Genomic DNA, 20,191 nt, shown 5'->3' with positions numbered 1-20,191 from the left:
TCCAGCGCCGAACGCATTATCGTTGCACCGGCAGGATGCCGGATGCACAGGAAGCGTTCAGCCGCCGGTGGCCGTGGCCACGCTGGAGGCAGTGGGAACGCGGGCTTCCGCCAATGCGGCGGCTTGCCGTTCGGCGAGCTTCGCCTCGTCGAAGCCTTCGATCAATGCGTGGAACAGGTCGTGCCAGTTCTGCTTCGCACCGAGCCGCACGAAGACCGACCCCAACCCGATCGCCGCACGGTCCATCAGCGGGAATTCGCGCGGCACCCGCACGCCGCCCGTCCGCTTCAGCCCCGCATGCACCTGCTCGGCGACCTTGCGGCCGAACATCGGGTCGTCATTCGGCTGAATCGGCCGCACCCGGTCATCGAGCAGCGGCTCGTAGAGGAAGCGCGCCCACATGTTGAGCACTTCCATCGTCTCGCGGCTGAGGTTCTTGAACCCCCAGATGCGGTAGGCCTCAGCCGCCTTGTCGAAATCCTCGTCGCGGATTGCCTCGTAGAGCATGATCACACCGCCGATGAAGGATGGCGGGAAGACCCGCACCACCCCGAAATCGAGCAGGTTGATCCCGAAGCCGCCATTCTCCGCCGCATCTGGCCGCACCTGATAGTTGCCCAGATGCGGGTCGCCATGGATCACGCCATAGCCGTAGAGCGGCACGTACCAGGCGTGGAACAGCGCGCGGGCATAGGCGTTGCGCTCCTCCTCCGGCGGCTTCTCGTCGATGCGGGCCTGGATGGCGCGGCCATCGAGCCAGGTCATGGTCAGCAGCCGGCGGGTGCAATGGCCCTCGATCGGGGTCGGCACGCGCACGCCGGGCACGCCCTTCAGCATCAGCCCATACAGGCGCTGCTGCGCGGCCTCCCGCAAGTAATCCAGCTCCTCGCGCAGGCGTTCGGCGAGCTCGGCGTAGGCGTCCTCGTTCTCCAGCGTCGGGTCCATGCGCCGGTATAGCGCCATGGCGATCTTCAACTGGCGGAGGTCGGCCTCCACCACGCTCGCCATGTCCGGATACTGCAACTTGCAGGCGACCCGCGTGCCATCGTGCAACGTGGCGCGATGCACTTGGCCCAGCGATGCGGCGGCCGCGGCCTCGCGCTCGAAGGATGCGAACTTCGTTTCCCAGGCCGGGCCAAGTTCGCTCGCCATGCGCCGGCGCACGAAGGGCCAGCCCATCGGCGGCGCATTGGCCTGAAGTGTGGCGAGTTCTTTCGCATATTCCGGCGGCAGCGCGTCCGGCACCGTGGACAGGAACTGCGCCACCTTCATCATCGGGCCCTTGAGCCCGCCGAGGATGGCCTTGAGGTCCTCGGCATGGGCAGCCTTGTCGCCCTTCATGCCGAGGAAACGCTGCCCGGCATAGCGCGCGGCGATCCCCGTCACCGCGCCGGAGGTGCGCAGCATGCGCCGCGCCTCCCCGAACAGCGTGCTGCCCTCGCGGTCAGGCATCCGTCTTCTCAAGTTCGTCGATGAAGCCGGAGATGACGTCCAGTCCCTTGGTCCAGAAGGCCGGATCGGCGGCGTTCAGCCCGAAGGGAGCGAGCAGTTCCTTGTGCCGCTTGGTCCCGCCGGCGCGCAGCATGTCGAGGTACTTGCCCTCGAAATCCTTCACGCCGCCGTCGCGATACACGCCGTAGAGCGCATTCACCAGGCAATCCCCGAAGGCATAGGCATAGACATAGAAGGGCGAGTGGATGAAGTGCGGGATATAGGCCCAATAGACCCCGTAATCCGGAGTGAAGTCGAAGACCGGCCCCAGGCTTTCCACCTGCACCTGCATCCACAGCTCGGCGATGCGATCGGAGGAGATCTCCCCCTTGCGGCGCTCGTCGTGCAGCAGCGTCTCGAAGCGGTAGAAGGCGATCTGGCGGACCACCGTGTTCAGCATGTCCTCGACCTTGCCGGCCAGCATCGCGCGGCGGCGCTTCGGGTCGGTCTCGCCATCCAGCACGGCGCGGAAGGTCAGCATCTCGCCGAACACGCTCGCCGTCTCGGCCAAGGTCAGCGGCGTCGAGGACTGCAGGTAGCCCTGCGCGCCGGCCAGGATCTGGTGCACGCCATGGCCGAGTTCATGCGCCAGCGTCATCACGTCGCGCGACTTGCCGTGGTAGTTCAGCAGCAGATAGGGATGCGCCGAGGGCACCGTCGGATGCGCGAAGGCGCCGGAGGCCTTGCCCGGCCGCAGGGCCGCATCGATCCAGGGCTTGTCGAAGAAGCGCCGGCCGATCTGCGACAGTTCCGGGCTGAAGGCGGCATAGGATTTCAGCACGCGCTCCACGGCCTCGGGCCAGGGGATCTTGCGGTCGTCCTCATCCGGCAGCGGGGCGTTGCGGTCCCAGTGCTGCATCTTCTCCAGGCCCAGCCACTTCGCCTTCATCGCGTAGTAGCGATGCGACAGCCGGGGATAGGCGGCACGGACGGCGGAAACGAGCGCGTCCACCACCTCGTCCTCCACCATGTTCGACCGGTTGCGGTAGGATCCAGGGCGCGGATAGTGGCGCCACTTGTCCTCGATCTCCTTGTCCTTCGCGAGGGTATTGGTGATCAGCGTGAACAGCCGCACGCGGTCCCCGAAGGCGGCCGAGACACCCTTGGCCGCGGCCTCCCGGATGTCCCGGTCGCGGTCGGACAGCCGGTTCAGCGCGGCGGAGACCGTCAGCTCCTCCTCGCCGACCGTCACCTTCATGTTGGCGATGGTCTCGTCGAACAGGCGGTTCCAGGCGGCCGCACCCGCGACCTCCTTCTCGTGCAGGAGCTTCTCGACCTCATCCGACAATTGGTGCGGGCGGAACACGCGCAGGTCGCGCAGCCAGGGCCGCCAGCGGGCGAGTGCCGCCGAGCCGCCGACCTTCGTCTCCAGCGCATGATCCTCGAGCCGGTTGATCTCGAGCGTGAAGAACAGCAGGTGGGAGGAGATGGTCGTCACCCTCTCCTGCGTCGTGCCGTAGAAGCGGCCATTCTCCGGGTCCTGGGCATCGCCGCTGAACAGCAGCCCGGCGAAGGAGGTGATGCGGCCGAGCCGTTCCCACAGCACCTCGTATTCCGCGATCGCCTGGGCCAGCGCGTCGCCGGACAGGCCCGCGAGCCGGCCGGCGAGCCGGGCCTCGAAGGCCTTGGCATCGGCCTCGGCACGGTCGAGGTCGGCGGCGAGCTTCGGGTCATCCGGCCCGGCATAGAGGTCGGACAGGTCCCAGACGGGCAGCGCGGCCTCGGCCGCTGCGGCGTCCAGGGGGGAGAAGGCGGGGGTGGGGAGGATGCGCATGGTCACGCCCCCATATAGGTCGAACCGCGCCGCAGCATAATACGCTTGGCATCTGTGCCGCGCCGATCCGCAGGCGGGGCGGGTGGGGCCGCAGCCTGCAAAGCCAAGGGGCTATGGACGGCAGCGGCCTCCGATCACGAATCCAGCATCGCGGCGGTTCGTATCTCGCTCCGCCCGGCCCCGGGGGTCGGCCAAGGCCCGTGCACGCCGGCCACCGATCCCATAAGAATGGCGCAAACGCATCGAATCGCCATCGCACGATGCGGAACCGGCCGAGGAAACCACCGCCCCATGCCCTACACGCTCGGAACCTGGCCAACGCTGCCGGCGATGATGCTGGCCCGCGCGGCGCAATGGGCCGACCGGCCGCTGTTCCGCCACTGGCAGGGCGGCGCCTGGCATAGCCTGAAATGGGGAGATTTCGCGCTGCAGGTGGCCTCGGTCGCCGCCTTCCTGCGCGCCCGCGGCATCGCACCGGGCGACCGCGTCCTGCTGGTCAGCGAGAACCGCCCGGAATTCCCGATCGCCGACACCGCCATCATGGCGATCGGCGCCATCACCGTGCCGACCTACACCACCAACCTGCCCGCCGACCACGCCCATATCCTGCGCGATTCCGGAGCGCGGATCGCCATCGTCTCGACGCGGAAGCTCGCCGAGAAGGTGCTGGAAGGGGCGGGCTTCGCCGCCGGGCTCGACCTGCTGATCTGCGTCGAGGACCCGCCCTCCGCCCCCGGCCTTGCCACCCATCGCTGGGAGGAGGCGCTCGCCACCCCCGGCGACGTCGCCATGCTGGCCGCCGAGGCCGCGACGGCGCCGGCCGACAGCCTCGCCTGCCTGATCTACACCTCCGGCACCGGGGGCGCCCCCAAGGGGGTGATGCTGCCGCATCGCGCGCTGCTGGCGAACCGGGCGGGGGTGGTGCCGCTGGCGCAGCGGCTCGACCTCGACGGCAAGCCCTACCTGTCCTTCCTGCCGCTGTCGCATTCCTATGAGCACACGGTCGGCGGCTTCCTGCTGCCCTCGGTCGGGCTGGAGGTGGTTTATTCGCGCGGCGCCGACCGGTTGGCGCATGAACTGGCCGAGATCAAGCCGGCCGTGCTGACCGCCGTTCCCCGGCTGTTCGAGGTGCTGCGCGGGCGCATCCTCGCAGGGCTGGAGAAGGAGACACCCTTCAAGCGGCGCCTGTTCGACCGGACGCTCGAACTCGGCCTGCGCAGGATGGATGGCCCGCCGCTCGGCCTGTTCGAGAAGCTGCAGGACCTCGTGCTCGACCGGCTGGTGCGGGAGAAGACGCGGGCGCGCTTCGGCGGGCGGTTGCAGGCGATGGTCTCGGGTGGGGCGCGGCTCGATCCGGACCTGTCGGGCTTCTTCATCGCGCTCGGCCTGCCGGTGATCCAGGGCTATGGCCAGACCGAGGCCGGGCCGGTGATCAGCGTCAACCCGCCCTGGGACAACCACCGCCGCACGGTCGGCCCGCCGCTGAAGGGTGTCGAATGCCGCATCGCCGGGGATGGCGAGGTGCTGGTGCGCGGCGACCTGGTCATGACCGGCTACTGGAACAACCCCGAGGCCACCGCCGCAGCCTTGCAGGTGCCGCCCGAAGGCGGCGCCCCCTGGCTGCACACAGGCGATGTCGGGGTGATCGAGGATCGCCGCCTGCGCATCACCGACCGCAAGCGCGACTTCATCAAGACGCTGGGCGGGGACATGGTCAGCCCGGCCAAGGTCGAGAGCCTGCTGATGGCCGAACCCGAGATCCACCAGGCGCTGGTCGCCGGCGAGGGCAAGCCCGGCCTGGTTGCCCTGGTCGTCCCGGCTGAGGGCATGAAGGACAGGGTCGGTGACGCGGTGCGGCGGGTGAACGGCAAGCTGTCGACCATCGAACGCATCCGCCACTTCGCGGCGACCGAGCCCTTCACCATCGAGAACGGGCTGCTGACGCCGACCATGAAGGTGAAGCGCCGCGCGGCGATCGAGGCGCGGCAGGGCGAGGTGGAAGGGATGTATGGGTGAGGGTGGGACCCGGAGGGGCTTTGCCCCTCCGGACCACCCCACCAAAGGCCAGTGGCCTTTGGAATGCCGGGACTTGGCGCCGTGCACGGCGGGCTTGCCGGCCGAACCAAGCATGCGCGCGATGCGGAGATGGTCCCGTTGCGGCCCAACTGGCACGAAGGCGCGGCAGGGCGGGGTAGGGATCCGGGTTTTGGGATTCGCCACCGGGCGGCGAGGCCATCTGGACGGGCATCGTCGGCGGCGCGACGGTGCCGGATGACCACGCGCCCCGACACCGCCCTCGCCGACCTCCTCGCCTTGGCTGGCCTGCCGTCCGCCACGGCCACGCTGACCGGCATGGACCCGGTGAAGCCATCCACCTTCGCGGTGGGCACGGCGGCCGTCGCGACCATCGCCGCGACGGGGCTGGCGGCAGCGGCCATCCACTGCACCCGCGGCGGCCCTCCGCAGACCGTCGCCGTGGACATGGCCCACGCGCTGACCGAGTTCCATTCCGAACGCCACATGCATGTCCCGGGCTTCGATGCACATGAGTGGGACGCGATCGCCGGCCTCTATCGCTGCGGCGACGGCCGCTGGATCCGCCTGCACACCAACCACGAGCATCACCGCGACGTCGTGCTGCGCGTGCTCGGCTGCGCCAATGCCCGCGATGCCGTCGCCGCCGCTCTGTCCGGCTGGCAGGCGGAAGCCGCCGAAACCGCCATCTACGCGGAAGGTGGCGTGGCGACCATGACGCGCAGCCTTGATGAATGGTCGGCCCATCCGCAGGGACCGGCGGTGGCGACGCTGCCGCCCGTGCTGATCGAGCGCATCGGCGATGCCCCGCCGACGCCGCTGCCACCGCTCGGCGCGCGGCCGCTGGAGGGTATCCGCGTGCTGGACCTGACCAAGGTCATCGCCGGGCCGGTCGCCGGGCGGACGCTGGCGGCGCATGGCGCCGAGGTGCTGCATGTCAGCGCGGCGCATCTGCCCGCGCTTCCGGCGCTGTCGATGGATACCGGGCGCGGCAAACGAACTGCCTTCATCGACCTGCGCGCGGAAGCCGGGCGCGCGACGCTGCGCGGCCTCGCAGCCGCCGCAGATGTGTTCCTGCAGGGCTACCGCCCGGGTGCCATCGCGAGCCATGGCTTCGCGCCTCAGAATCTCGCGGCGCTGAAGCCGGGCATCATCTGCGTGTCGCTGTCCGCCTTCGGCCATCTCGGCCCCTGGTCCGGGCGGCGGGGCTTCGATTCCCTCGTGCAGAACGCCAACGGCATCAACGATGCCGAACGCATCGCGGCTGGCGAGGACAAGCCGCGCCCCCTGCCCTGCCAGGCGCTCGACCACGCCTCGGGCTATCTGCTGGCCTTGGGTGCGATGGCCGCGCTGCTGCGCCGGGCGCAGGAAGGCGGGTCGTGGCTTGTGCGGGTGTCGCTGGCCGGCACGGGCGAATGGATCAAGCGGCTTGGGCGTGTCGAGGGCGGGCTAGCCGCGCCCGGCATCGCCGATGTCGCACCATATCTCGAGGGGAGCGACAGCGGCTTCGGACGCATGACGGCGGTACGGCACGCGGCGCAGCTCTCGGCCACGCCCGCGCACTGGGCATTGCCATCCATGCCGCTCGGCAGCCATCCGGCGGCCTGGGGGGGATGAGCGCAAGCCGCGACGCAGCGGGCGAAGCGATGGGCCGGCTGCTGCCGGCGACCCTCGACGCGCTCGCGGTGCTGGAACATGCCGCACGGCACATCGATCCGGAGACGCTGCGCGCCCTGACCGCCGCGGTCGGCGCACGCGAGAGCGACCTCGATGCGGCGCTCGAAGCCTCCCGCGTGCTGGACTGGCCGGAGGGGCTGGCGCCCGTGCGCGACTGCCTGGAACGCGCGGCGGAGGCCGCCTCGGCCGGTGTCGCGGCGCTGGCCGCCGCGATGACCACACCGGATCCGCTGCGCGCGGCCTATCGTGCCGTGCGGTCCCACGCCGCTTCCTGCGAGGCGCTCTATCCACTCGCCGCCTTCCTCACGCCGGTGAACCGCTTCTTCCTCACGCCCGAGGCGCGGGAGGATGCGGCGCTGGTGGCCAGCCTGGCGGCGAAGCCAGGGGCGGAAGGACGCGGCACCATGTCGCTCGGTGGTCCGCCGGGCGCGCGCGGCGGTGCGTCGCTCTATGTGCCGGAGAACCTCGACACGTCGCGCCCGGCGCCGCTGGTCGTCGCCTTGCATGGCGGCAGCGGCGATGGCGCGGGCTTCCTGTGGTCCTGGCTGCGCGAGGCGCGTTCGCGCGGCTGCATCCTGCTCGCACCCACCGCGATCGGGCGCACCTGGTCGCTCGTGGAACCGCCGCTCGATGGCGAGAATATCGCGCGGCTGGTCGGACAGGTCGCGCAGGGCTGGCCGGTCGATCCGTCGCGCATGCTGCTGACCGGCATGAGCGACGGCGGCAGCTTCTGCTACCTGCATGGATTGTCGGCGGCGGCGCGCTTCACGCATCTCGCACCCATCGCCGCCGCCTTCCATCCGATCATGGCGAGCATCGCCGATCCGGCGCGTCTGCGCGGCCTGCCCATCTTCATCCTGCATGGCACGCGGGACTGGATGTTTCCCTCCGAGACCGCGGAGGCCGCCGCGCGCGCACTCGCCGTGGCGGGCGCGAGCGTGCGGCACGAGGAGATAGCGGACCTCGCCCATGCCTATCCGCGCGAGGCGAACGTCGCGATCCTCGACTGGTTCCTCGGCGCGCACGACTGAAATCGTGGCATTGCGCACAAGTCGCTGCGCCGCGCCGTCGCGCGCCGGCCATCTGTGCGCGTTTGCACCGAATGGCGCGGACCATCCGCGCATTCTCCGCTCATCGCTACGGCGAAGTGTCGTCGAGCGAGAAAGGAGACAGGCCATGACGCACTTCATCAACGGGATGCGCTCCGCCATTCTCGCGAGCGCGCTCCTCGGGCAGCCGGTCCTCGCGCAGGATCGGGTCGCCATCACCGTCGGCAGCGGCGAAGGTGCCGAGATCCTCTACGTCTCCCCGGGCGACCGGCGCGCGCCGCGCAACGCCCTCGGGACCGTGCCCGACCTCAAGGCGCCAGTGGTGGCGGGTTGGATCGGCCGCGGCGAGGAAGCCGCCGTGACCTACATGGAGTTGACCTCGGCGAGGGCGAACCTGCCGCCCGCGGCCTTCGGCACCGTGCAGTTCGGCACCAGCCAGCGGATCGCTACCTATGTCGGCTCCGGCGAGAGCGCCGAGGTCGTCTACACGGAGGTGCTGCCCGGCCGTAGCCGGTGATGCGGGGCGCGGGTCCCGGCTCGCGCATCGCCATCGGAACCTCGGGGGGCCCGGTCGCTGGTGCGGCCGGGCCTTTCGCTTTCCTGCAGTGGGCGGATCGGTCGGATCGCGCCCCCGTCAAACGCAGGCCCGCGACTGGCCCGGCGGTGACACTTTCAACGTGTCGTTCGGCGGCAGGTCCTGCACACTGCACCGTGATGGCTGGCTCCGGCACGCCCGCAAAGAATGGATGCGCGACCAGCCGGACGCAGCTTCGTGTACAGCAAGCCGAGGTTCGGGCGATGCAGCCAAGCCAATCCGGCGACGACGCGACAGGCGCCGCCACATCCACCACCCCCGAGGCGGAGGCCGCGCCGCAGGCCGCGACCTCGCGCGCCGAACGCCTCCGCCGCATGCCGATCTTCCGCGACGCATCGCCCGAGACGCTGGCACGCGCCGCCGCGCGGTCGGTGTGGCGGGACTACGCGGCGGGCGCGATGGTCCTCGACCTCGATGACCCCTCGGGCGATGTCTGGTTCGTCCTGGACGGCGTGGTCCGCATCCAGGTCCGTACGCCCGCCGGTCGCGAGGTGATCCTGAGCGACATCGGCGCGGGCGGCATGTTCGGGGAGATCGCCGCGATCGACGGGGCGCCGCGCACGGCGGGTGCGACCGCGCTGGTGCGGTCGCGGCTCTGCGCCATTCCCGCCGCCGCCTTTCTCGACGCCGCCTGCAGCACGCCGGCCGCGAGCCTCGCGCTGCTGCGCACCGTCACGGCGATCCTGCGGCGCCAGTCGAAGCGGCTGGTCGAGCGCGAGACCCTGCCCGTCCGCCTGCGCATCTATGCCGAGCTGCTGCGCCTGTCGCGCCCGCGCCTTACCCGCACGGCAGGGGCCAACCCCGAGGAACGCGTGGTGAGCCCGCCGCCGCGGCGGCACATCTTCGCCGCACGGATCGGCGCGCGGCGGGAGTCGGTTTCGCGCGAACTCGCCGACCTGATGCGACGGGGCGTGATCGCGAAGGAACGCGGTGCCCTCGTGCTGCGCCAGCCCGAGGTCCTGCGCCGCGCCGTGGAGGAGGAGCTGGAGGCGGGCGCCGGCCTCTGAGCGCGGCGCCCCTCCCCGTCTCAGGCCGCGATGGCGCTGCGCCCCAGTATCGCGCCGCCGCGCAGCGCGCCGGGTTCCGTCGCCCCCCACTGCACGCGATGGCCTTCCGGCAGCGCGCGGCTGAACGGCACCGCGAGCCAGATGCGCAGCAGCACGCGATGCGCGCCGGCCGCCGCATCGTCGGCATAGGCCGTGCGGCCGTGATAGGTGACGTGCTGATTCAACAACTGGATGTCGCCCGGCGTGAAGGGCGCTTCGGCGCAGAGTTCGTCCGCCAGCGCGGCGAGCATGTCCATCGCCTCGACCTGCTCGGGACGCAGCGGCGGTACGCCGGGCTCGGCATGGGCCATCTCGACATAGGTGCGGGAATACTGGCTGGTGAAGGCGCCATCCGCCGCGCGCGCGAAGACCGGCATGCGGAAGACACGGTCGCTGTGCTGCGCGCCTTCCTCGTCGGCCGGGCGCATGCGCCAGAAATCCTCGTAGAGCACCTGCAATAGGTCGGGGCGGCGGCGGACCATCTCGTCATGGATCGCGATGGTCGAGACGACGCGGGAGACACCGCCGGCGATGCCGTTCGATGCGCACAGCAGGCACAGCAGGTCGCATTTGTCGGTGTGGAAGCGCAGCGGCCCGGTCGAACGCGACCGCGCGCGGGCCGATGGCACCGGCCCCGAACCATCGCCGGTGATGGCGATGCCCTGCCCCGTCTCGTCCTTCACCTCCGCCAGCACCTCGCCGGTCGTGTTCTGGAACAGCGGCGTGCCGACATTGGCGCAGAGGCCCCAGAACAGCGTGCGCAGATCCTCGCGCGACAGCCGTTCGACCGGCAGGCCGGAGACGCGCACCACGCCGGCGCCGCGTTCCAGTTCCTCGGTCAGGTCGGCGAGCAGCGGCGCCAGCGCGGGGATCGCGAAATGCTCCTTCGCGATGGCCGGCACCTGGCGGCCGGCGGATTTCACCGCAGTGAGCGCCGCCTCCAGGCCGGCGATCTCGGCCGCGGTCAGCCGGCGTGGCCAGAAGCCGCGCGATGCGAGCTCGGCGCCACGCCAGGCGGCGGGGCCTCCGATCGGGGCGATGGCGTGGTCCATGGCGTTCTCCCTCAGAGCAGATCCCGATCAGGTGGAATCACCTGATCGGGTAAAGATGCTCGCCAAAACAGCGATTAGAGACGTTGCCGTGAGCCGTGGCGAACGGAAACGGCTCTAATTCACGCTGATGCCGCGGTCGCGGATGATGCTGGCCCAGCGGGCGGTCTCGGCGGCGATGCGCTCGGCGAAGCCCGCGCGGGTGTTGGGCAGGTAGATCAGGCCCTGCTCGGCAAGGAAGCGCTGCATCTCCGGGCGCTGCGCGACCTCGGTGTAGACGGCGTAGAGGCGGTCCAGCACGGCGTCCGGCGTGCGGGCGGGTGCGATCACGGCATACCAGGTGGAGACCTCGATGCCGGGCTGGCCGGCTTCGGCAAGGGTCGGCACATCGGGCAGCTGCGGCACGCGGGTCGGCGTGGTGACGGCCAGCGCCCTGACCCGCCCGTCGCGGATCGCCGGCAGGATGGTGGGCAGGGTCTCGAACATCGCCTGGATGTCGCCGGCCAGCAGCGCGATCAGGCTGTCCGTGTTGCCGCGATAGGGGACATGCTCCATGGCGATGCCGTCGCGCAGCTTGAACATCTCGAAGATCAGATGCTGCGCGGTGCCGATACCGACGGAACCGTAGTTCAGCCTGCCCGGCTGCGCCTTGGCGGCCGCGATCAGGTCGGCGACCGAATTCACCGGCAGGTCCTTGTTGACCACGAGCACGAGCGGCGAGGCGGCGAACATGGTCACGGGCGCGAGGTCGCGCGCCGCGTCGAAGGGCATGTCGCGATAGAGGTTCGGGAAGATCGTCAGCGGGCCGAGATTGCCCATGCCGATCGTGTAGCCATCCGGGGCGGCGCGCGCGACCTCGGCGACGCCGATGCGGCCGCCCGCACCCGGCTTGAAGTCGTTCACGATGGTCTGGCCGAGTGCCGCCCCGACGCGGTCGTTGAAGGCGCGCGCGATCAGGTCGTTGAGCCCACCCGGCGGCCAGGGGACGACGAAGCGGACCGGGCGGGCCGGCCAGGGCGCCTGGGCCCGCGCCGGGGCGGCAGCGAGGGCGGCAAGCGCAGGCAGCGCGCGGCGGGTCAGCTTCGGCATGGTCATGGGCAGCACTCGAACAGAACGGCGCGGAGGTTCGTCCCAGCCTGTCGCGCGGTCAATCCGGCAACCGCGACACGTCGAGCGGCAGCACCGCGCCCATCCACATCGCATGGTCGGTGTGATCGGCCTTCTGCCGCCCGGTCTCGGGATGCACGAGCACGGCCAGGCCTTCGCGATTCAGCGCGATGAAGGGCAGCAAGGCGGGCATCAGAGCGGGGGTGAAGGCCACCTGGTACATCGATTGCGGATGCGGCCCGACCGGCACATCGTGCCAGCGGCCGAGCACCGCATCGGGAAAGGCGGCGGCGATCGCATCGCGCAGCCGCGATGCGGCATCGCGTGAGGCCGGATCGAAATAGACATGCGCGTGCCAGCCACTGATCGTATCGGGTGCTGCGATCATGCGCGGCACCCGCGCGCGGACGGTCGGGCTGTCGTCATGGCCGATCCTCAACCTCCCCTACCCTCGTCGTTTGTCGCGACATCCGCGCCGGCGCGTCTGGCAACGCACGCGGCCTTCAGACCTTACCCCATACCACAGGTTGATGAGCCGCGGCATCTCAGGCGTCGCGAAGCTGGGCCGACAGGGCGGCCGCCTCGGCGCGCAATTCCTCCCCCGAGCGTCGCATGCCGGGTCCGGCGGAGTTGCTCGCCGACGCCCAGCACGACGAGCCCTTGCGACATCCGCCCGCGCGGCATCACCGGCGCGGTGGTGATGGTGACGGTCGACCACCCCCGCCGCCGGCCCGTTGCGAATGCTCGGCGGCCCGGTCAAATTCCCCGGTGAGCGGCAGGCGCCGCTCGAACCGTCGCCGGTGCTCGGTCAGCACACGGCAAAGGTGCTGCGCCGCGAACTCGGCCTGTCGGAGGAACGGATCGATGAACAGCGGCAATCGGGCGTGATCGACGCTACGGTGAGCACCACCCGCCCGGCTTCCTGAACGAGGGTCCTGCCATGCCGATGATCGAATCCGCCCTGGACCTTCGATCCGCCGAAAGCCGCGCCAATGCCGAGGCGATGCGCGCCCTGGTCCGCGACCTGCGCGACACCGCCGACCGCGTTCGCCTCGGCGGCGGGGAGGTCGCGCGCGAACGGCATCTGTCCCGCGGCAAGCTGCTGCCCCGCGACCGCATTCGCGCGCTGATCGATCCAGTCTCCCCCTTCCTCGAGATCGGCCAGCTCGCCGCGCAGGGCATGTATGGCGGGGAGGTGCCCTCGGCCGGCATCATCACCGGCATCGGCCGCGTATCGGGCCGCGAGTGCATGATCGTGGCGAACGACGCCACGGTGAAGGGCGGCACCTACTTCCCGATCACCGTGCAGAAGCATCTGCGCGCGCAGGAGATCGCGGAAGCGAACCGCCTGCCCTGCATCTACCTTGTGGATTCCGGTGGTGCGAACCTGCCGAACCAGGATGAAGTCTTCCCCGGCCGCGACCATTTCGGCCGTATCTTCTTCAACCAGGCCAACATGTCCGCGCGGGGTATCGCGCAGATCGCGGTGGTGATGGGGTCCTGCACCGCCGGCGGCGCCTATGTCCCGGCCATGTCGGATGAGAGCATCATCGTGCGCAACCAGGGCACGATCTTCCTCGCCGGCCCGCCGCTGGTGAAGGCCGCGACAGGCGAGATCGTCACCGCCGAGGAACTGGGCGGGGCCGACCTGCACAGCCGCACCTCCGGCGTCACCGACCATTACGCGGAGAACGACGCCCATGCGCTGGGGATCGCCCGCCAGGTGGTGGCGAGCCTGAACAGCGTGAAGCGCCCGCCGGTGGAACTGCGCGAGCCGGTGCCGCCGCGCTACGCGGCCGAGGAACTCTACGGCGTGGTGCCCACCGACCTGCGCACGCCCTACGACGTTCGAGAAGTGATCGCGCGCATCGCGGACGACAGCGCCTTCGACGAGTTCAAGCGCCTCTATGGCCCGACCCTGGTCTGCGGCTTCGCGCGCATCTGGGGCTATCCGGTCGGCATCATCGCAAACAACGGCATCCTGTTCTCGGAAAGCGCGCAGAAGGGCGCGCATTTCATCGAGCTCTGCACCCAGCGCGGCATTCCGCTGGTGTTCCTGCAGAACATCACGGGCTTCATGGTGGGCAAGAAGTACGAGGCCGGCGGCATCGCCAAGGATGGCGCGAAGCTGGTCACCGCGGTCGCGACCGCCGCCGTGCCGAAATTCACCGTCATCATCGGCGGCAGCTTCGGCGCGGGGAATTACGGCATGTGCGGTCGCGCCTATTCGCCGCGCTTCCTGTGGATGTGGCCGAATGCGCGCATCGGCGTGATGGGCGGGGAACAGGCGGCCTCGGTGCTCGCCACCATCCGCCGCGACGGCATCGAGGCGCGCGGTGGCACCTGGCCGGCGGCGGAGGAGGAAGCCTTCAAGGCACCGATCCGCGAGCAGTACGAGGTGCACGGCCACCCCTATTATTCCAGCGCGCGGCTGTGGGATGACGGCGTGATCGACCCGGCCGACACCAGGCGCGTCCTCGCGCTCGGCCTGTCCGCTGCGTTCAATGCGCCGGTGGCGCAGACGCGCTTCGGCCTGTTCCGGATGTGAGGCGCGTGATGTTCCGCAAGATCCTGATCGCCAATCGCGGCGAGATCGCCTGCCGCGTCATCGCCACCGCGAAGCGGCTCGGCATCGCGACCGTCGCCGTCTATTCCGAGGCCGATGCCGGCGCGCGGCACACGCGCCTTGCCGATGAAGCCTGGCCCATCGGCCCGGCCCCGGCGCGTGAGAGCTACCTGTCCATCCCGACGATCATCGAGGTCGCCCGCCGCGCGGGCGCCGAGGCGATCCACCCCGGCTATGGCTTCCTGTCGGAGAATGCCGGTTTCGCGGAGGCCTGCGCGGCGGCAGGCATCACCTTCATCGGCCCGCCCGTGGCAGCGATCCGCGCCATGGGATCCAAGGCGGAATCGAAGGCGCTGATGGAACGCTCCGGCGTGCCGTTGGTGCCGGGCTATCACGGTGCGGCGCAGGACTTCGCGACCCTGACCGAAGCCGCGCAGCGCATCGGCTATCCCGTGCTGATCAAGGCGAGCGCGGGCGGCGGCGGCAAGGGCATGCGCGTCGTCGAAGGGCCCGATGACTTCCTGGCCGCGTTGGAGGGTGCGCAGCGGGAAGCCCTCGCCTCCTTCGGCGATGACCGCGTGCTGATCGAGAAATACCTGACGCGGCCGCGGCACATCGAGATCCAGGTCTTCGCCGACACGCAGGGCAATACGGTCTCGCTGTTCGAGCGCGACTGCTCGATCCAGCGCCGCCACCAGAAGGTGCTGGAAGAAGCGCCAGCGCCGGGGATGGACCCGGCGCGCCGGCAGGCGATGGGGGACGCCGCCGTCGCGGCCGCACGCGCGGTCGGCTATGTCGGTGCGGGCACGGTGGAGTTCATCGCCGAGGGCGACGCCTTCTACTTCATGGAGATGAACACCCGCCTGCAGGTCGAGCATCCCGTGACGGAGATGGTCACCGGTCTCGACCTGGTGGAATGGCAGTTGCGCGTCGCGGCCGGCGAGCCGCTGCCCCTGCCGCGGGACGGCCTGTCGATCCGCGGCCATGCCATCGAGGCACGGGTCTATGCGGAGGATCCCGCGCGCGACTTCCTGCCCTCGACCGGACGGCTGACGCATCTGCGCCAGCCTCCGGAGGTCGCCGGGCAGTTGCGTGTCGATACCGGCGTGCGCGAGGGTGATGCCATCACGCCGCATTACGACCCGATGATCGCGAAGCTGATCGTCTGGGGCGAGGACCGCGCTGCCGCCGTGCGCCGCCTGGTGGCTGCGCTCGCCGCCTATGAGGTCGTCGGCGTCGAGACCAATCTCGGCCTGCTGCGCGCCATCGCCGGTCATGCGGCTTTCGCGCAGGCGGAACTCGATACCGGCTTCATCGCCCGCCATGCCGAGGCGTTGCTGACCACCCCGCACGCTTCGGACCCGGTGGAACAGGCCGCTGTCTGGGCCGCCGCTGCCCTCGCCGTAGTGCGTGAGCAGGATGCTGCCATCAGCGCCGCGTCGCGCGCGACCGGCGATCCCTGGTCACCCTGGGCCGCGGTTGATGCTTGGCGGCTGAACGGCGATGGCTATCAGAACCTGCATTTCCGCGGCGGCGACGGCGCCACCGTGGCAGTGCGCGCGCATCCGCTGCCGGATGGCCGCTTCCGGCTCGACCTGCCAGAAGGGACCGTGCATGCGAGCCTGACGGAGGATGGGGCGGAGTTCCTGTTGCTGGTCGACGGCGTCTCGCGCCGCCTCGGCGTGGCGCGACGCGGCGCGGAGCTGACGATCATCCTTGCCGGCCGCAATCGCATGCTGACGCGCATCGATCCCCTTGCCCCGCCGCGCCTGGAAGCCGCCGGCGGCGATCGCGTGACGGCGCCGATACCGGCCCGCGTGACCCGCATCCTCGTCGCACCCGGCGACGCCGTGCAGCGCAATGCGCCGCTGCTGGTGCTGGAGGCGATGAAGATGGAACTCACGCTCCGCGCACCGATGGACGGCATCGTCGCGCAGGTGCCGCATGCGGTGGGCGAGATGGTCGAGGAAGGCACCGAGCTCGTGACCTTCGAGCCCGCTTCAGAGTGAGCTGCCACCGCAGATCACCAGCTGCTGGCCAGTGATCGCGCCCGCCTCAGGACCCAGCAGGAAGGCGGTGAGCGCCGCGACCTCCTCCGGCCGGATCAGCCGGCCGATCGGTGGCACCTTCGGCGCCACCGCGCTGCGGCCGGGGTCGCGCAGCATCGGCGTGTCCGTGGCGGCGGGCGAGACGACATTCACCGTGATGCCGCGCGGCGCCAGTTCCATCGCCCAGGACCGCGCCATCGCCACCATGGCGGCCTTGCTGGCAGCATACTGACTGCGCCCCGCCGCGCCGGTCGCGGTGCGACTGCCGACCAGCACGATCCTCCCGCCATCCGGCATCCCCGGCACGAGCCGGTCCGCGAGCAGCGCGGCCGCTTCGACATGCAGGCGCCACAGCGTGCGGCCCGCTTCGGCATCCAGCGCGCCGAGCGCACCGCCCCGCATCAGCCCCGCGGCATGCACCAGCGCGTTCGGCCGCAACCCTTCGACCGTGCGGGCCAGCGCGTCGGCGTCGAGCAGATCGACGGCGCGATGCACGAAATGCGGATCCGTCAGGCCCGGATCGGTGCGGCTCAGGCCGGTGACGCGCCAACCATCGCGCAGCAGCCGCGTCGCAATGGCAGCCCCGATCCCGGAACTGGCGCCGGTGACGACGGCGTGGCCTGCGGCGGTCTCGGTCGTTGCCATGGCGTTGCTCCCCTTTGGATGTGGCGCGCGGATATCAGCACTTGACGCCGGGCGCCTTGCCTCGCTAGCAGATCGAAAGAAATCGAACAAATGTTCGCAATCCGAACATCAAACCTGGAGGAAACGGTGCGCGAGACGGTGGCAGCAGCGGGGCACGTCGGGCCGTCTTCGGAGAACCCGAAGAACCAGGTCCAGTCCGTCGCCAAGGCTTTCGCCGTGCTCAAGGCCTTCGGCCAGGACCTCCCTGCCCTCACCATCGCCGAGGTCGCCGCGCGCGCCGGGCTCGACCGCGGCACAGCCTTCCGCCTGATCCAGACCCTGGTCGGCCTCGGCTATTTGCGGCCGGTGCCGGATGGGCGTCGCTTCCGCCTCACGCTCAAATGCCTGGAACTCGGCTTCTCGGCGCTGTCCGCCGACGACCTGCCCGGCCATGCCGAGCCCCTGCTGCGGGAGGCCGTGCCCGCCATTGCCGATGCCGGGTCGCTCGGCGTGCTTGATCGTGGCGAGGTGGTCTATCTCGCGCGCGTCGATGCGAGCCTCGAGCGCATCGGCGTCATCCGCCGCCCGGGCAGCCGCATCGGCGCCTATGCCACCGCGCTCGGCCAAGCGATCCTTGCCTGGCTGCCGCGCGAGCAGCAGGTCGCGCACCTCGACAGCGTGGCGCGGGTGAAGCTGTCGGAACGCACGCTGACGGACCTCGACACGCTGCTCGCCCGGCTCGGGGAAGTGCGAGCGCGCGGCTACGCCGTGTCGGTCGGCGAGAACGCCTATGGGCTCATCACCGTCGCCGCGCCGGTGTTCGACCAGGGCGGTGCGCCCTGTGCGGGCGTCAGCCTCACGGTCAATGCCGGCCGCATGGCGAGCGAAGCCTTCACCGCCATGGCCGCGCCGCATGCGATGAACCTCGCGCGCGCGCTCAGTGAGGGGGTCCGCCTGTCACTCGGCGCCATCGGCATTCGCGGAGGCGCGCGGTGACGCCACGGCTGCGCCTGCTCGCCGACGACATCACCGGTGCGCTCGACACCGCGGCCGAGATGACCGGGCTGTGCGGGAAGGTGCGCGTCGCCTGGGATGGTGCGGCCACGGAGCAGGGCAACCTCGCCATCGATGCCGGAACGCGGGAGGCGTCACGCGATGACGCCTTCGATCGCATCCGGTCGTTGGCGCCGATGCTGCCGGGCACGGAGATCGCCTTCGCGAAGCTCGACAGCCTGCTGCGTGGCCAGGTCGCGGCGCAGATCGTTGCCTGCTTCGGCCTCGGAGCCTGGACCCATTGCCTCGTCGCGCCGGCCTTTCCCGCGCAAGGGCGGGTGACGCGGAACGGGCGGCAATTCGCACGCCAGCCGGATGGTGGATGGGCGCCCGTGGGCGACCTGCACGGCCTGCTGGCCGCCGAAGGTTTGGTCGCGCAGGTCCCGTCCGCGACCGCGCTGCCCGGTCCCGGCATCACGGTGTTCGATGCCGAGACCGAGGACGATCTCCGACGCATCGCCGCCCTCGGCCGCCGCCTGTCCGGACCGGTGCTGTGGTGCGGTAGCGGCGGGCTCGCCCGTGCGCTCGCCGGCGATGCCGCGCCGCTGCCGTCCACGATGGTTGCCGGGCCGGTGCTCGGCCTGTTCGGTTCGGACCAGCCCGCGACCATGCGGCAATTGGCGGCCTGCGGCGATGCCTGGGTGCGCATCACCGATGGCGGCGCGGCCGATGCGCGCCTCGTTGCGCAGCGCATGGCCGAGGATGGCGCCACGCTGGCCAGCGTGACGCTTCCGGCCGGCCTCGCCAGGACCGACGCGGCGCGGCGCATCGCCGCCGCCATGACCGCGCTGACGGACAGGCTCGACCGGCCCGGCACGCTGATCGTCGCCGGCGGGGAGACTCTGCGCGCGATCTGCGCCGGGCTGGATACGACGCATCTGGACGCGACGGGGATCGTCGCCCCTGGCGTCCCACGATCGGTGATGCGCGGAGGGCGCTGGGATGGCGTCGCGATCATATCGAAGTCCGGCGCCTTCGGCGGCGACACGCTGTGGCGTGACCTGCTGGCAAGCAACGGGCTGACTTTCGGGAGCATCGAAGCATGAGACCGCCGCATCTCGCGATCACCATGGGCGACCCGGCCGGGATCGGGCCGGAGATCATCGTCAAGGCTTGCGCCGGCTTGCAGGACCGTATTGCTGCCGGCGACCTGCGCCTGCTGGTGATCGGCAGCGGCGTGGCGCTGGAACGTGCGCGTGCAGCGCTGGCCCCGAACCTCGCCATTCCCGAAGTGTGCGCCGAGGATCCCACCTGGCCGGACCTCTGCTTCCTGCAGGCGGGGCCGGAGGGCGCGCCGATCGAACCGGGCGTGCTGTCCGCCGATGGCGGGCGCTTCGCCTATCTCGCCATCGAGCGCGGCGTGCGGCTGGCCGAAGCCGGCCGCGCGGGGGCGATCGTCACCGCGCCGCTCAACAAGGAAGCGCTGAACAAGGCGGGCTATCATTATGCCGGGCACACCGAGATGCTGGCCGAACTGACCGGCGTGAAGGGTTCGGTGATGCTGCTGGCGCACGGCAACATGCGCGTCAGCCACGTCACCACGCATGTCGCGTTGCAGGACGTGCCGAAGCGGCTGACGCCGCAGCGCCTGCGCTACGTGCTCGACCTCACGCATCAGGCATTGATCGGCCTCGGCATCGCATCTCCGCGCATCGCCGTCGCCGCGCTGAACCCCCATGCCGGTGAAGGCGGGCTGTTCGGCCGCGAGGATATCGAAATCTCCGAACCCACCATCGCCGAGGCGGTGCGCGATGGCTTGCAGGTCTTCGGCCCTGTCCCGGGCGACACCGTCTTCGTGAAGCTGCGCGCCGGGCAATACGACGCCGTCGTCGCGATGTATCACGACCAGGGGCATATCCCGGTCAAGCTGCTCGGCTTCCATGTCGATCCGGTGACGGGGAAATGGGATGCGCTGTCGGGCGTGAACATCACGCTCGGCCTGCCGATCATTCGCACCTCGGTCGATCACGGCACCGCCTTCGACATCGCCGGCAAGGGCATCGCCAGCGAGCGCAGCCTGATCGAGGCCATCGAATACGCCGAACTCCTCGCCACCCATCGCGCCAAGGCCGCCTGAC

At 70.4% G+C, this 20,191-nt stretch carries 17 protein-coding genes; 11 read left to right on the top strand and 6 right to left on the bottom strand.

Annotation, left to right across the window (positions count from 1 at the left end; genetic code table 11):
* Window positions 1-57: 57 nt before the first annotated feature.
* Entirely contained in the window at window positions 58-1,452 is a 1,395-nt protein-coding gene (locus AC2YHJ_RS04025; RefSeq protein WP_487394121.1) for an ABC1 kinase family protein, read from the bottom strand.
* Window positions 1,445-3,265, bottom strand: a complete 1,821-nt coding sequence (locus AC2YHJ_RS04020; RefSeq protein ID WP_487394119.1) for a M3 family oligoendopeptidase — start codon at window positions 3,263-3,265, stop codon at window positions 1,445-1,447. The genes AC2YHJ_RS04025 and AC2YHJ_RS04020 overlap by 8 nt, the downstream gene beginning before the upstream one ends.
* A gap of 291 nt (window positions 3,266-3,556) precedes the next feature.
* Between AC2YHJ_RS04020 and AC2YHJ_RS04015 the strand changes: the two genes are divergently transcribed.
* From AC2YHJ_RS04015 to AC2YHJ_RS03995, 5 genes are all read left to right on the top strand, one after another.
* Window positions 3,557-5,281, top strand: a complete 1,725-nt coding sequence (locus tag AC2YHJ_RS04015) for an AMP-dependent synthetase/ligase (RefSeq protein WP_487394118.1) — start codon at window positions 3,557-3,559, stop codon at window positions 5,279-5,281.
* Between the two features lie 255 nt (window positions 5,282-5,536).
* The gene (locus AC2YHJ_RS04010; protein ID WP_487394117.1) at window positions 5,537-6,916 is read left to right on the top strand and encodes a CoA transferase; all 1,380 of its coding nucleotides are present in this window, start codon (window positions 5,537-5,539) and stop codon (window positions 6,914-6,916) included.
* Complete coding sequence (locus tag AC2YHJ_RS04005) at window positions 6,913-8,007, top strand: CE1 family esterase (RefSeq protein ID WP_487394115.1); 1,095 nt, start codon at window positions 6,913-6,915, stop codon at window positions 8,005-8,007. Before AC2YHJ_RS04010 ends, AC2YHJ_RS04005 begins: the two co-directional genes overlap by 4 nt.
* Before the next feature lie 145 nt (window positions 8,008-8,152).
* Window positions 8,153-8,542: a hypothetical protein gene (locus tag AC2YHJ_RS04000; RefSeq protein WP_487394114.1), complete on the top strand. Its 390-nt coding sequence runs from the start codon at window positions 8,153-8,155 to the stop codon at window positions 8,540-8,542.
* A 281-nt stretch (window positions 8,543-8,823) separates the two neighbouring features.
* Window positions 8,824-9,627, top strand: a complete 804-nt coding sequence (locus tag AC2YHJ_RS03995) for a Crp/Fnr family transcriptional regulator (RefSeq protein WP_487394113.1) — start codon at window positions 8,824-8,826, stop codon at window positions 9,625-9,627.
* A gap of 20 nt (window positions 9,628-9,647) precedes the next feature.
* On the opposite strand, the gene AC2YHJ_RS03990 is transcribed toward AC2YHJ_RS03995, so the two are convergent.
* The 3 genes from AC2YHJ_RS03990 to AC2YHJ_RS03980 all read right to left on the bottom strand — a co-directional run bounded on the left by AC2YHJ_RS03990 (window position 9,648) and on the right by AC2YHJ_RS03980 (window position 12,261).
* Complete coding sequence (locus AC2YHJ_RS03990) at window positions 9,648-10,718, bottom strand: TauD/TfdA family dioxygenase (protein ID WP_487394111.1); 1,071 nt, start codon at window positions 10,716-10,718, stop codon at window positions 9,648-9,650.
* A gap of 114 nt (window positions 10,719-10,832) precedes the next feature.
* The gene (locus AC2YHJ_RS03985; RefSeq protein WP_487394110.1) at window positions 10,833-11,810 is read right to left on the bottom strand and encodes a Bug family tripartite tricarboxylate transporter substrate binding protein; all 978 of its coding nucleotides are present in this window, start codon (window positions 11,808-11,810) and stop codon (window positions 10,833-10,835) included.
* A 52-nt stretch (window positions 11,811-11,862) separates the two neighbouring features.
* On the bottom strand, window positions 11,863-12,261 hold the full coding sequence (locus AC2YHJ_RS03980; protein WP_487394109.1) for a DOPA 4,5-dioxygenase family protein: 399 nt from the start codon (window positions 12,259-12,261) through the stop codon (window positions 11,863-11,865).
* Window positions 12,262-12,562: 301 nt separating this feature from the next.
* Between AC2YHJ_RS03980 and AC2YHJ_RS03975 the strand changes: the two genes are divergently transcribed.
* Genes AC2YHJ_RS03975 through AC2YHJ_RS03965 form a run of 3 tightly spaced genes read left to right on the top strand, consistent with a single transcriptional unit; the run spans window position 12,563 to window position 16,397 of the window.
* Window positions 12,563-12,748 (top strand): hypothetical protein, encoded by a 186-nt coding sequence (locus AC2YHJ_RS03975; protein WP_487394107.1) that lies wholly within the window; start codon window positions 12,563-12,565, stop codon window positions 12,746-12,748.
* Between the two features lie 14 nt (window positions 12,749-12,762).
* Window positions 12,763-14,370, top strand: a complete 1,608-nt coding sequence (locus tag AC2YHJ_RS03970; protein ID WP_487394106.1) for a carboxyl transferase domain-containing protein — start codon at window positions 12,763-12,765, stop codon at window positions 14,368-14,370.
* 8 nt (window positions 14,371-14,378) lie between these two features.
* Entirely contained in the window at window positions 14,379-16,397 is a 2,019-nt protein-coding gene (locus tag AC2YHJ_RS03965; RefSeq protein WP_487394105.1) for an acetyl/propionyl/methylcrotonyl-CoA carboxylase subunit alpha, read from the top strand.
* Here the strand turns inward: AC2YHJ_RS03965 and AC2YHJ_RS03960 are convergent.
* Window positions 16,389-17,081 (bottom strand): SDR family NAD(P)-dependent oxidoreductase, encoded by a 693-nt coding sequence (locus tag AC2YHJ_RS03960; RefSeq protein ID WP_487394104.1) that lies wholly within the window; start codon window positions 17,079-17,081, stop codon window positions 16,389-16,391. The genes AC2YHJ_RS03965 and AC2YHJ_RS03960 overlap by 9 nt on opposite strands.
* Window positions 17,082-17,171: 90 nt before the next feature.
* On the opposite strand from AC2YHJ_RS03960, the gene AC2YHJ_RS03955 reads away from it, so the two are divergent.
* Genes AC2YHJ_RS03955 through pdxA form a run of 3 tightly spaced genes read left to right on the top strand, consistent with a single transcriptional unit; the run spans window position 17,172 to window position 20,190 of the window.
* Window positions 17,172-18,056, top strand: a complete 885-nt coding sequence (locus AC2YHJ_RS03955) for an IclR family transcriptional regulator (protein WP_487394103.1) — start codon at window positions 17,172-17,174, stop codon at window positions 18,054-18,056.
* A complete protein-coding gene (locus AC2YHJ_RS03950; protein WP_487394102.1) occupies window positions 18,053-19,159 on the top strand; it encodes a four-carbon acid sugar kinase family protein in 1,107 nt (368 codons plus the stop codon). The genes AC2YHJ_RS03955 and AC2YHJ_RS03950 overlap by 4 nt, the downstream gene beginning before the upstream one ends.
* Complete coding sequence (gene pdxA, locus AC2YHJ_RS03945; RefSeq protein ID WP_487394101.1) at window positions 19,156-20,190, top strand: 4-hydroxythreonine-4-phosphate dehydrogenase PdxA; 1,035 nt, start codon at window positions 19,156-19,158, stop codon at window positions 20,188-20,190. The genes AC2YHJ_RS03950 and pdxA overlap by 4 nt, the downstream gene beginning before the upstream one ends.
* The last annotated feature ends 1 nt before the right edge of the window (window position 20,191 follow it).

It is taken from the genome of Roseomonas sp. SRI_022 (genome assembly GCF_057586215.1).
This window is presented reverse-complemented; position numbering and strand designations above follow the sequence as displayed.